We start from the raw sequence: 12,667 nt of genomic DNA, 5'->3' as shown, positions 1-12,667 counted from the left end.
CAGTAATCATTGAGTGTCAAGTCCCCTTCCCTTATGACCGATGCTTTTTTCAGGAATCGAAGTTGTCTTTCGTTGCAATCTCAGCAGGATCAACAACGCGGACGACCAATGAGGTACATAGGGTGATAGGTCAATCGCACCCCATGGAGGCCGGAAAAGCGATCGGTATACTCCCTGTGAAAAGCCCTCAATTCCCTTCTGCTCCATGGACGTTGGCCAAGTGCGTTGACACCGGTGGCCCTGAGGTGTCGCAGGACAGAGATTGGGTCGGGAAACCAGAGCGTCTCCCGTGATTCGTCGCTGGCGAGGATTTCGAAATCCCGGGCAAAGACACCTGTCAATTGTTTCAGATCCCGGTATTGTAATCCCAAACCGGTAACGGTCCTGATTTCACGAAGATTATCGATACCATACACGGAAACAGCCAGTACTCCCCTGGCGTGGAGGTGATCGCGTAACTTTCGGACCAGAGCAGGTAGGTCATGGACCCAGTGCAGCGTGGAAGAGGAAATGATTAAATCATATTGCCGCGGAAGACCGAGGGTTTCGATATCGCCGGCCAGAAAGGAGAGGTTGCTGACCTGGTCGCCAATTTTTTGCCTCACCCAGGGAGAAAAAGCCGGGACAAGATCACTGACAGTCACGTCAGTGAGTGACGGCAAGCGATCCACCAGCTTGCCGGTGAGTAATCCGGTGCAACAGCCGATTTCCAGCCCTGTGGTTGGTTGATCCCCAGGTGCTGCCGCAGCCAGCAGGGCCAACAGTCTGTCCGCAACCAGCATCTGGATGGTCGCCTGCTGTTCATAGGTGACCGCTGCCTGCTCAAAACGGAGTTTGATAAGCCTTTTATCAGGGACCATGGAAGATGTGGACTGATTTTGGAGATAAATACCCATGACCCTTCAATTGTGGCAGGCCACTAGCGAGGCGCACACTACTGCATAGCTGCCAATACCTGTTTGAGACGTGTGCAACGCCCTACCAGTGGAGAGTTTTCTACGGGAAAGGGATGTGACCCGGCCGAGGGGGCCAGCTTCTAGAATCCCCACAACAATCTTTTGGCTATCCAGCCAACGACACCTTGACTGTGTTCAACTTTGACCCAATCATTTCTCTTTTCCAGGGTTTTAAAGACCACGCCGTGGTGGGCCTTGGCAACAATTCTGTTTTCCAGACCTGGACCGCTGCGGATATTGATTGGTCGGTCTGAACCCTGTCTGGTCTTGACGATCATGTGGGGCACAGTATTGGTAACGGTGGTACTGACCCAGCCGGTACTGCCCTCAAAATCGCGCACATTGAGCCAATCGCCTTGACGACCGATGACTTCCAGGGGAAATCCATTGTCCAGTTTCCAGATGATACTGTGATTAAGGCCTGGTCCGGACCGCATGTTGACATTGTTGCCTCTGATCGCGACCATCGAAGCCAGGGCGACATTGTGAAAAAGAAAAAGAAGGGCAAAAAGAAACGTAAAGGATACAAGAATTCGTCGTGTTTTCATGGCGAATGTGTCTGCTGTACGGGTTTATCCGGTGGAGGTTGAGCCGAGTTGAAAGCAAGACCTCCTATTTCCAGAGAGATGGCGTTAAATCGACAGGCCTTCGTGCTGCATTGCAGGCAACCGATGCATTCACGACTGTTCGGTGTTTCGTTAAAACGAAGGTCCACCGGGCAGACTTCGTGACAGGCCCCACACTTTGTACAGTTATCTTTATTAAATTTCAACCTAATCAGGCTGACTCCATTGAACAGGCCATAAAAAGCGCCCAGGGGACAGGTGGTTCGGCAAAAGGGTCGATAACTGAAAACAGCCCAGAGGACAAAAAGCAAAAGTATTGTCAGTTTGTGGAGATAGAGGATGCCAACAGCGTTACGGATATCCGGCTGCATGAGGACCAGGGGGATACCTGCCTGCAGGGTGCCGGCCGGACAAATAAACTGGCAGAACCAGGGTTTCCCCATGGCAAAACTGTCCAGCACCGTCAGGGGGAGCACAATCACAAAAAGAAGGAGGCACAGGTATTTCCCCCATGTGAGCCAGGCAGCAACCGCAAATTTCCGTGTCGGTATTTTGTGAAGCAGTTCCTGGAACAAGCCAAAAGGGCATATCCATCCGCAAATCATGCGGCCACAAAGTGCCCCGAGCATTCCCATGCAGCCCACCACATAGGCTCCAAGGTAGAACTGCCCTGCCGGCAGGGTCATTCGCAGCCCGAGAAGGAGTTGCTGCAGGCTGCCGATTGGGCAGAAGGTGGTTGCCGCCGGGCAGGAATAACAGTTGAGTCCCGGAGAGCAGAGTACTTTCAACGGGCCCTGGTAGATGGTCCCGGAAACAAGAAACCCCCAATAACCATTGGTTAAAAAAAAACTGATGCTCTGCACCCACTTTCTGAAGGATTCCATCTACCCGATACCGATGCATGCCAAACAGATGATTCGGGCTTGTTCAAGCACACGCAATGGTTCATCCAGGATGATTCCGATGAGGAACAAGCCAAGAAAGAACAACAAGAGGTACAATGGTTTTTTACGCATTATTGACTTTTGGTGTTTGTATCTTCGCTGCACTCCTTGTCCAGAGTGCTGACCATACCGCTGTTGGTTTGAGGTCGAGGCTACCTGCCGATGCGGTCTGGCTCTAAGGTTGTGTTCGCGGGCATGGCCCGCTCCTACCGCCCTACCCGACCCTGTAGGAGCGGGCCATGCCCGCGATAATTCATCCTGAGAATTAGGCCATGCCAACGAATTGTTGCGGTCAGCGGGACAAAAGGCCAACCAGGCGGTCCAGGTCGTCATTGGAATAATATTCGATTTCCAGCTTTCCACGTTGGCCCTGTTGGATGATACGAACTTTTGTATTCAGCTGGTTGGTCAATTGTGTGGTCAACGCCGTACAATAGGAATGGGAGAGCTGGGCAGATGCCTGGTCGCCGCTACTGGTTTGTTGTCGCGCAGGAGGTGGTGGAGAAGCTGGATATTTTTTTCCACAAAGTCGCTCGGTGGCCCGCACCGACAAACCTTCATTGACAATTTTCTCTCTGATTGCCTGTACCTGGTCGGGATGATCCTTGATGCGCAGCAGCGCTCTGCCATGACCTTCGCTGATGATTCCCTGGGCAATATCATCCTGAAGAAATCTGGGAAGAGCAAGGAGTCGAAGTACATTGGTGATCGTTGACCGCTGCCGTCCCACTTTTCTGGCAACGTCTTCCTGGGTTAAGTTGAAGTCATTGATCAGCCTGGCATAGGCTGTGGCTTCTTCAATGGGGTTGAGGTCGTGGCGTTGGATATTTTCGATCAAGGCCAGTTCAAGGCTCTCTTCGGGACCACCTGAATCCATAACCATCACTGGGACTTCTTCGCATTCGGCTATTCTCGCAGCCCTAAGTCGCCGCTCCCCGGCGATCAGGTGGTATCGGTTTCCGTGGCCTCTGCTCACCAGCAATGGTTGGATAATCCCTTTTTCACGAATGGAGTCTGCTAATTCCTGCAGTTTTTCAGTATCAAAATAACTGCGAGGCTGATTTGGGTTTGGAGATATCTTATCGATATCACACATGAAAAAATTATTCTCTTCCTCCGGGCCTTCCAAGGGAAGCAAAGCGCTCACCCCTCGACCGAGAACATTTTTATTGCTCATACCCCCCTGCCCTGTTGTTGTTTTTTTAAAAATTCCTTGCCTAATTCTTTGTACGCCTTAGCACCACTGCATTGCCCATCATACTCAATAATGGTCTGGCCGTGGCTGGGACTTTCACTGAGTCGAACATTACGCGGGATGACCGTTTTGAAGACCTGATCGCCAAAATGGTCCTGGATCTCACTGGCCACTGAATGCGTCAACCGGTTTCTCCGGTCGTACATGGTCAGGACCAATCCTTCGATAAACAACCCTCTGTTGAGATTTTTTTTGACCTTGCGGATAGTCTGAATCAACTGTGCCAATCCTTCCATGGCGAAGTACTCACACTGGAGCGGAATAAGCACCGAGTCAGCAGCGGTAAGGCTGTTGATGGTCAGAATACCAAGGGACGGGGGGCAATCAATGAGAACATATTGGTAGAGTCCTCTCACTGGACGCAAAACCGATTGTAATTTTTTTTCGCGCTGGTTTTGCGAGATAAGTTCGATTTCAACCCCGACAAGATCAATTGAGGCTGGCAGGACCGAGAGGTGTTTCACATTGGTTTTCAAGATGCAATCTTGCGTTTCCCTGGCACCAGTAAAACAGCTGTACAGGTTCTTGTCCTCGCTCGACCTGAAGACACCGACTCCACTGGAAGCATTTCCCTGGGGATCGGAATCGACCAGGAGCACTTTTTTTCCTTTGGCGGCCAGAACGGCAGCAAGGTTCAGGGCCGTGGTGGTTTTGCCGACTCCACCCTTCTGGTTGGCCAGGGCAATAACTTTCGTGTCCAAGACTCTTTGCCTCCTTCCGTTGCTTTATTGGTGAAACAACATGCGAGTATACTATACTTAAACCGTTGAGTGAACCGCTACTTGCCTTTACGTTTAACTTTACCGATGTTTCACGTGAAACATTGTTACACCGGAGTCAATCATGGCAAAATACAGCGATGTGCTTGTTGTCGGCAGCGGCATTTCCGGGCTTTCTTTAGCCTTGAAGGTGGCTGGGTTTGCAACCGTAACCCTGGTTACCAAGAAAAAAAAGGCGGACACCGCTACCAATCTGGCCCAAGGGGGAGTGGCGGCGGTGCTTTCCGTTGAAGACTCTGTCGACGCGCATATTGAGGATACATTGCGGTCCGGTGATGGGCTTTGCAATGAGGAGGTCGTCCGGATTGTGGCCACGGAAGGTCCTGATCGGGTACGGGAGTTGGTTGATTTTGGTGTCAGGTTCCAGAAAGGGGCGGGCGGGGTGGGGTTTGATCTGGGGATGGAGGGAGGTCACTCTGTACGAAGGGTGGCGCATGCCTCGGATCTGACCGGCAAGGAGATTGAGCGGGCGTTGTTGGAGCGGGTTGCCGGCACGGCGAATATCGAGGTTCTGGAGAACCATTTGGCTGTTGACTTGCTGCTGGCTTCAAAAGCGGTGGGCGAGGTTCCTGCGGGTGGCGACAGGTGCCTGGGGGCCTATGTCCTTGACAGGACCACTGGCATGGTGGAAAGCAGGATGGCTGGGGTCACAATTCTGTGTACCGGCGGGTGCGGCAAGGTGTATCTGTATACAACCAACCCGGATATTGCCACTGGCGATGGGGTGGCTATGGCCTACAGGGCTGGCGCCAGGGTGGCGAATCTGGAGTTTGTCCAGTTTCATCCGACCTGTTTTTTCAATCGAGAAGCTAAAAATTTTCTCATTTCCGAGGCCGTCAGAGGGGAAGGGGGCGTGTTGATCAATAGCCGCGGGGAACCTTTCATGAAAAAATACGATCATCGCGGCGACCTGGCTACCAGAGACGCGGTAGCCAGGGGTATTGATGCCGAGATGAAGGCGAGTGGAGCGGATTGTGTCTATCTCGATATTTCCCACAAACCCGCAGAGTTTTTAATGACGAGGTTCCCGAATATTTATGCTGTCTGTCGACAGTATGGTGTTGATCTGACCCGGCGGCCAATTCCGGTGGTGCCGGCCGCACATTATATGTGTGGCGGGGTGCTGGTTGATTCCTGGGGGAAGTCGTCTCTGAATAATTTGTTCGCTTTTGGCGAAACAGCCTGCACCGGGCTGCACGGAGCCAATCGCCTGGCAAGTAATTCTCTGCTTGAGGCCGTAGTCTTTGCTCATCGAGGTAGTCTGTGGTTGCAGGAAAATATTCAGAGCATCAGGGAGCAGAAACCTATACAAGTGCAAGATTGGCAGACCGGGGGAGCGGCCGTGTTGGATGAATCGGTACTGATTAAACACAACTGGGATCAGGTCCGTCAGCTCATGTGGAATTATGTCGGCATCGTCAGGAGGAAAAAGCGATTGGGATTGATGCAGGTTCGTCTGGATTCAGTGTGCAGAGAGATACGGGAGCATTTTCACGAGTATCTGCTCACAGCGGATTTGGTGGAGCTGCGCAATCTGGCAGTTGTTGCCGAGTTGATAGTCCGCAGTGCCTGTCAACGAAAAGAATCACGTGGCCTGCATTATATTGTCGACTATCCAGATAAAAACGATCAGGATTTCAAGAAGGATACCGTGCTCGAGCAATAATCCCCTGCATCCTTTCTGGGTCGGTGGGCGTTCGTCCGTGCGTCAGCTTTATTGTCTTTGACAGTTCGATTAGCGGACACTGAAGCGTAAGGGTACGGACCGTGAACATGGCGTGCGGACGAACGCCAGAAGGGCGGCTGGTGAAGATTATTATCAAAAATTTCGATAAAATTATAAAGTGATTTCAGTGTAATAATCCCAAAGAAAGTCCGGTCGTTCTGGTTTCAGGGGGATGCCAAGTGTGTGAAACAGGTTTTGGTTGAGGGGGGATGCCGATAATGTAAAGCAGGATCGCGGAAGGCTGCACAAGTGGAGCGCAGCAACGTCACCTTTTATTATACCGGTGATGACGATAACGACAACCCTGGTCTGTGACGGCAGGGCTGTTGTCAGGGTTGTGTTTTACTGTAATTATAATATGCTTACAGCAAGATATATCCAAAACAAGCGTCCAGTCGTCACGGATTCAGGAAAAAGGGAGGGCATTACCCATGCTGACGATTTTACAGACAATTGCGGAGAGGAAAATCCAGCAGGCCATGGCGGAAGGGAGCATGGCAGACCTCAGCCACTGGAAAAACGTTCCGTTGCCACCGGATGATCTGGAGCATGTACCAGCAGACCTGCGCATGGGATATCGTTTGCTGAAAAACGGCGGGTATATTCCAGAGGAGGTTGCCTTGCAAAAAGAGATTACCCGTATTGAAGATTTGTTGACAACGTGCAGGGACGAAAGGGAAAAAGTGCGGCAACTGCGCAGGCTGGGCGTCCTGAGAACCAAGCTGGAGGGACGAATGGGGCGGTCGATCAATCTTGGTGAGGAAGGCCCCTATTTCAACCGGGTGGTGGATAAATTATCAACGCCTGCAACGGCGGAATCAGCCCCCATGGTGCCCCGCAACCCGATACGGGATTTATAGCAGTGTGGCTGGCTTCGCTCCTGTATTCCTGAATCCGTGCGCATACGTCCGTGCGTCAGCTTTGTTGCGTGTGACCCTTCGGTTAATAAAGACGTTTTATCGGGCGGTTCCGGGCAATGAAGATGGCGTGCCGATGGATGCCCCGAAGGGCGAATGGTGAACGTTGTTGCCAAGGATTTCGCTGCAATTATAATCCTGAATCCGTGGGCGACTGGTGAAGGTTAACCTCAAGGGTTCTGCTGCAATTAGAACCTGATCACAGCAAGAGACATCCCAAGAAGACTCCAGCCGTCACGGATTCAGGATAATGTTATGACAGCAGAATATATCCAAAACAAGCGTCCAGACGTCACGAATCAGGCACCAGGTATTGCCAGGAACGGCAACCGGATCCCCTGTGCCCGAAGAAAGGGCACAGGGGTGGGTAGTACAGGTGTCCTCCCAGGTTACAGCTCGATGATATCATCAAAGAGGTGGTCGTCCTGTTCGATTTTTCCTCTACTGCCGATGGTGGTCCGCACAGGGTCGGTTTGCAGTTGTTCCAGCAGAGGTGCGAAACGGCGAAGATCATGAATGGATGTTGTCAGGATTTCCTCGATACGTTTTTGTTTGAAAGTTGTTGTTATTCCAGATAGATAATCGTTTCGTGCGGCAGCCCCCCTGGATGCCGGGCCCTGGTGAGGCGTACAGCTGCTGTAGGCACCAATAAGCAGTTGGTGGAGGACCTCCGTGGATAGATCGAGCGTCTTGACCAGGTTCGGCAGTGCGGCATAGGCCTCGTAGGTCTTGCGCACCTGGGGGTCACGATAGCTGACCATGCCGAAATTACCGCTCAAGTGGTTGAATTGAACAAAACAGCCATAGGCACCACCCATCTGGCGTACGGTGTTCCAGAGATAATCGCGCGAGAGCCAGGTCCTGAGAACCTCAAAGGAGCCATTATACCCTGCCGGATCTGCAAAGAGGGGACAGGACTGCACATTGTACACCACATCCGCTGAGGTGGTGAAAGCCTGTCTGGCCGGAGCGACGGTAAACTGGGGTTGGACGTGCTCCAGGGGGGGGGCGGGGAGGGTCTTGATAACCGAGGCACCCAGGTTCTGGAAACGGCGGATGTCGCCATCCTCTCCCGTGATGGCAACGATCACCCCGGCTTGGCGGAACAGCAGGTTGCGGATATGCTCCAGGGCAGCGAGAAAGGTTTCTTCACGCTGCTGATAGGTGCCGGCAAGATCCTTCAAGTGCTGATACGCGTGAATGCCGTGGACATACTCGTTATAAGCGCCGGCACGACTTAAATGGGAAAAGGCTCGGGTCGAAGCCAGGGTGTAGCCCTCACTTTGTGCCGCATGTTCAGCCCAGGCGAACTCCCGCTGGACTATTTCCTCGATGTGCTCCCGGTCGGAAAAGGAGACGGAGGCCAAAACCTCGGTCAACAGGGCCAGAGCTTCGTCCAAATGGGAAGAAAGAGCCTTCATGTGCAGCCAGAGGATGGGACGCACCTTGTTGCGGTCGTCGGCTCGCAGATAGACCTGGAAGGAATGCGAAAAGTCGCCGGTGCAACGGTTGATCGCTTTGGCGAACTGCATGTAATCCTTCTCCTGGGTCCCGATTTCAGTGAGGATGGTGGCGAACAGGTCCAGATACGGCAGCAACCCCGCTGGCAGCATGGAGCAGTCCAGACCGAAATCGAGGTAGCAGATGCCATTGGTCTCCAGATCATTGATGAGCAATTCAACCCCTGCCAGATGGGATGGCTGCACAGCATGAAAAGGGGGCTGGGGGTCAAGGTCCTCCAGGGAGAGACGAGGCAGGCAGTGCAGGTCTGTTGATGTATTTTTTATTGTCTGTAAAGCCATCAGTTCTCGAGTGTGCTCCACCAGGCGTTGTCGGCCGACAGCATCAAGGGTTTGTGCAAAGGTCTCCAGCTTATTCTGCTCTTCCTGCTGCTGGATGACCATTTTTTTCGGGTCCGGAACAAGGGCAACGGTAACGGTCGCTGGATTGTTGAGGACATGGGTGCGGATCAACTGTTCGAAGTACCCGTTTTCCGTAGCTTCGCGGCGAATTTCCGCCAGTAGGGCATCCATCTGCAGGGCCTGGAAGGGGTCCATGCCGTGTTTCATGGCGGGAAGGGCTTTACCGATGAGATCGAGACCGCGTTGAGCCTTGTTCATCTCTTCCCGGACAGTGAATTCATATTTGTTCAGTTCGGAAAGAACCAGATCCTTGTCCAGGCCGGCTTCGACCATACGGGTCAGGGTGGCCTTGTACAGAGCGAGAAAATGATCTCGTTTATCCGGATCAGTGCCCACCAGATAGGTGATGATCAAGGTTTTCAAACTGGAATTGCTGAGAAACAGACCACCAAAATCCTTGCACAGAGCGGCATTGATGATCGCTTTCTTCAACGGGGAACCGTCGGAGTTGTAGAGGATATTGGCAATGATCTGAAAAGAGGCGCTCAGTTTGCGGTCATGAACAGTGCCCACGGCGGAACTGATGGCTACAAAGGTTTTCTGCTTAGTGGAGCTGCCGGGTTGTACGGGATAGCTCTCTTCGATGAACAGCGGTTCCTCCAGGTTGTCGCCTTCCCTGATGATTGCCCTGGGGACCGGGGTTGGATAGTGACGGAGAATATGTTCCTGGATATAGGCCAGTTCCTGATCAAGCGGAGCATCGCCGTAAAAGAAGAAAGTGCTGTTTGCCGGATGGTAGTGGGAGCGGTGAAAGGCAAGAAACTGTTCGTAGCTGAGGTCGGGAATGTGGCGGGGACTGCCTCCGGACTCATGGGCATAGGTTGAGTTGGGCATCAGGCCGCGAAAGGTATGGTGGAACAATGCACGGATGGGATCGGAATAGGCGCCCTTCATTTCGTTGAACACGACGCCAGTGTATTGGACCGGATCGTCGATGTTCTCCAGGTGATAGTGCCATCCTTCCTGCTCAAAGGTCGACTGCAACAGCAAAGGATGGAAGGTCACATCACAGTACACATCCATGATATTGAAATATTCCTTGAGATTGCGGGTGGCAAAGGGGTACCAGGTGGTATCCGATCCGGTCATGGCATTGAGGAATGTCATCAGGCCTCCCTTGTTGATTTCGCCGAAGACATCCCGGATTGGATATTTTTTCGAACCCATGAGCACTGAATGCTCGAGAATATGGGCAACTCCGGTGGAATCTTCGGGTACGGTCAGAAAGGAGACGCAAAAGGTCTTGTTGGCATCCTGATTTTTGATGGCCACAGCCTGACAGCCGAGCACTGTATGGGTGAAAAGAAAAACAGTGGAGTGAATCTCGTCAATGTAGGCCTTTTGTTCGAGCAGAAAGCCGTGATAGATGGAGCCTTGGGCAAAAGAGGTCATAGTATACCAGTGTCAGAAAGTTTTATGTGAATCGAGAAGGATGGTCACAGGTCCTGAATTTGTCAAGGTTACCTGCATATTAGCCTGAAACTGGCCTGCCCGCGTGCTGGTGCCGCGTTGACGACATGCAGCGATGAACAGGTCGTACAGGCACCTGGCCTGATCAGGTGGTGCGGCATTATTCCAGGACGGGCGGCGGCCTTTGCGGCAATCACCGTACAACGTGAATTGAGAGACCACAAGCAACTCTCCCTGGATATCGGTAAGCGACAGATTCATCTGGCCTTGATCATCATCAAAAATTCGCAAATGATGAATTTTATCCACCAGCCAGTTGAGGTCTGTTTCGTCATCCTGGTGATGAATGCCGAGAAGGACAACCAGACCTGTGGCAATGGTCCCGGTGATCACCCCATCAACATCGACTTGAGCGGTGCTGACCCGCTGGAGTACAGCTCTCATAAGGTATCAGAAAGGTAAAGAGGAGTGTTGAGTGAAAAAGTAGAGCTTGCAGGGTGGCCCGGCGCGCATCCAGCTCATGGCGGGTTTGGCTGCAGGGCACCGGAGAAATACTGGACAATGGCCACTGCCGCCAGGGCCGCGGTTTCACCACGCAGGATTTTCGAACCTAGAGAAAAGGTGGTGAATTTATGATCATGGATCACCAACAAATCATCGGGGTGGAAACCGCCTTCAGGGCCGAGCAGAAGACAAACATCGCCGGGTTGCTCGGCATAAGAGGAGGGCAGGGCGGTGTACCGCTCTTCTTCCCAGGCGGCAAGGCGGTGCCTGAACAAGGAAAAGTCTGCTTTGTCCAGCGGGACGACGGGGTGAATATGCATTGGAGTCGTCCGGTGGGACTGTTTGCAGGCCTCTATCATGATCCGCTGCCAGCGCTCTTGTTGGCGCACCCGGTCAGCAAGGTTTTCGCAATACCTGGAGTGCAGGGGAAGAAAGGCATGAACCCCCAGTTCAGTGGCCTTCTGCACCAGGAAATCCATTTTTTTGCCTTTGAGCAGGCATTGGGCCAGGGTCAGGGGAGCAACAGGCCTGCTGTTCTCACGGCGCACCTTGACAATGGATGCTGTGACCAGGTTTTTTTCTACAGAGTCCAGGGCGGTGGTGTACACGGCGCCACAGCCATCAAAAAATTCAACGAGCTGCCCAGGCTGGAGGCGAAGGACAACGGCGATATGCCGGGCCTCGGCGCCGCTGACCTGGATGAACTCGTTCCGCAGAGCGTCGGGGGGAAGAAAAAAACGTCGCATGGGTACTATGTAGTGCCTGAACTAAAACTCAAAAACAACAATAAATCAAGTTGTTGTCACCATGCTCCAGACATGAAGAAAATGAGAGCATGAATAACGACGAGAGCCGTTAATAGTGTAACATATTGATTACTATGGTATAGTTCGCCATAAAATTCCATCGGGCAAGCCCCCTGAGCAGATACAACCACCGCTCCCGGCAAATCTTCACAGGATGAATACTTCATGCGCAAAGTAATCGAACCTCAAATGCAGTTGGGTGAACTGGCCATCGGCGCCATCAAACTGGACCCTAAATCCCGCGATGATATCCCGCAGATCTTGCGGGGACTCCAGCACATCTACACCACGCCCGAACTGCGCAGGTCGGTCTTCACCATCCTCGAAGAGGTCCTGCCTGAGCGTCAAGTCGAGGGGCAGACCGTCAAGGCGGATCCCAAGAACGGTCGCCCCGGCATGACCCAATGGCAGATTCTGGTCCTGGGGGTGCTCAGGGTAGGGCTCAATGCCGACTATGATCGTATCCATGAGTTGGCCAACGAACATAAGACCCTTCGACAAATGCTCGGTCACAGCGACTGGACGGACGTCAAGTATTATAACCTGCAGACACTCAAGGATAATCTGCGGCTGTTCACACCGGAGATTCTGGACCGGATCAACCAGGAAGTCGTCCGCGCGGGACACCTGGCATTAAAAAAAAACCCGAAGAGGGCATCGTCGGCCGCTGTGACTCCTTTGTGGTGGAAACAGATGTCCATTTTCCCACCGACATAAACCTCCTGCTGGACGCCATCCGTAAGGTCATCGAAATCTGCGTGATACTGGCCGGAATGTACAACCTGCCGGGATGGCGGCAGCACAAGTACCACCAGCGGCAATTCAAGAAGCAGTACTCCAAGGTACAGCGGCTCAAGCATTCCACATCCAAGGACGCAAGCA

At 52.6% G+C, this 12,667-nt stretch carries 10 protein-coding genes and 1 pseudogene; 3 read left to right on the top strand and 8 right to left on the bottom strand.

Annotation, left to right across the window (positions count from 1 at the left end; genetic code table 11):
- Window positions 1-89: 89 nt before the first annotated feature.
- The 5 genes from bioC to JWG43_RS06395 all read right to left on the bottom strand — a co-directional run bounded on the left by bioC (window position 90) and on the right by JWG43_RS06395 (window position 4,422).
- The gene (gene bioC, locus JWG43_RS06415; protein WP_205241999.1) at window positions 90-896 is read right to left on the bottom strand and encodes a malonyl-ACP O-methyltransferase BioC; all 807 of its coding nucleotides are present in this window, start codon (window positions 894-896) and stop codon (window positions 90-92) included.
- Between the two features lie 140 nt (window positions 897-1,036).
- On the bottom strand, window positions 1,037-1,504 hold the full coding sequence (locus JWG43_RS06410) for an SH3 domain-containing protein (protein ID WP_205241998.1): 468 nt from the start codon (window positions 1,502-1,504) through the stop codon (window positions 1,037-1,039).
- Complete coding sequence (locus JWG43_RS06405; protein WP_205241997.1) at window positions 1,501-2,406, bottom strand: 4Fe-4S binding protein; 906 nt, start codon at window positions 2,404-2,406, stop codon at window positions 1,501-1,503. Before JWG43_RS06405 ends, JWG43_RS06410 begins: the two co-directional genes overlap by 4 nt.
- Before the next feature lie 352 nt (window positions 2,407-2,758).
- Window positions 2,759-3,643, bottom strand: coding sequence for a ParB/RepB/Spo0J family partition protein (locus JWG43_RS06400; RefSeq protein ID WP_205241996.1), 885 nt, complete (start codon window positions 3,641-3,643; stop codon window positions 2,759-2,761).
- The gene (locus JWG43_RS06395) at window positions 3,640-4,422 is read right to left on the bottom strand and encodes a ParA family protein (protein ID WP_205241995.1); all 783 of its coding nucleotides are present in this window, start codon (window positions 4,420-4,422) and stop codon (window positions 3,640-3,642) included. The genes JWG43_RS06400 and JWG43_RS06395 overlap by 4 nt, the downstream gene beginning before the upstream one ends.
- A gap of 142 nt (window positions 4,423-4,564) precedes the next feature.
- Between JWG43_RS06395 and nadB the strand changes: the two genes are divergently transcribed.
- Together nadB and JWG43_RS06385 are read left to right on the top strand one after the other, a co-directional pair.
- Window positions 4,565-6,166: an L-aspartate oxidase gene (gene nadB / locus JWG43_RS06390; protein ID WP_205241994.1), complete on the top strand. Its 1,602-nt coding sequence runs from the start codon at window positions 4,565-4,567 to the stop codon at window positions 6,164-6,166.
- 491 nt (window positions 6,167-6,657) lie between these two features.
- A complete protein-coding gene (locus JWG43_RS06385) occupies window positions 6,658-7,086 on the top strand; it encodes a DnaJ family domain-containing protein (protein ID WP_205241993.1) in 429 nt (142 codons plus the stop codon).
- Window positions 7,087-7,532: 446 nt separating this feature from the next.
- On the opposite strand, the gene JWG43_RS06380 is transcribed toward JWG43_RS06385, so the two are convergent.
- The 3 genes from JWG43_RS06380 to JWG43_RS06370 form a co-directional block, all read right to left on the bottom strand.
- A complete protein-coding gene (locus JWG43_RS06380) occupies window positions 7,533-10,457 on the bottom strand; it encodes an insulinase family protein (RefSeq protein WP_205241992.1) in 2,925 nt (974 codons plus the stop codon).
- Window positions 10,458-10,469: 12 nt separating this feature from the next.
- Window positions 10,470-10,919 (bottom strand): D-aminoacyl-tRNA deacylase, encoded by a 450-nt coding sequence (gene dtd, locus JWG43_RS06375; RefSeq protein ID WP_205241991.1) that lies wholly within the window; start codon window positions 10,917-10,919, stop codon window positions 10,470-10,472.
- Between the two features lie 74 nt (window positions 10,920-10,993).
- The gene (locus JWG43_RS06370) at window positions 10,994-11,725 is read right to left on the bottom strand and encodes an RsmE family RNA methyltransferase (RefSeq protein ID WP_205241990.1); all 732 of its coding nucleotides are present in this window, start codon (window positions 11,723-11,725) and stop codon (window positions 10,994-10,996) included.
- 225 nt (window positions 11,726-11,950) lie between these two features.
- Between JWG43_RS06370 and JWG43_RS06365 the strand changes: the two are divergent.
- Window positions 11,951-12,667 (top strand): annotated as a pseudogene (locus JWG43_RS06365) (ISNCY family transposase); the annotation flags it as partial.

It is taken from the genome of Desulfobulbus alkaliphilus (genome assembly GCF_016918545.1).
Classification (GTDB): Bacteria; Desulfobacterota; Desulfobulbia; order Desulfobulbales; family Desulfobulbaceae; genus Desulfobulbus; species Desulfobulbus alkaliphilus.
The sequence above is the reverse complement of the archived record's forward strand: the minus strand, read 5'-3'. Positions and strand labels throughout refer to the sequence as shown.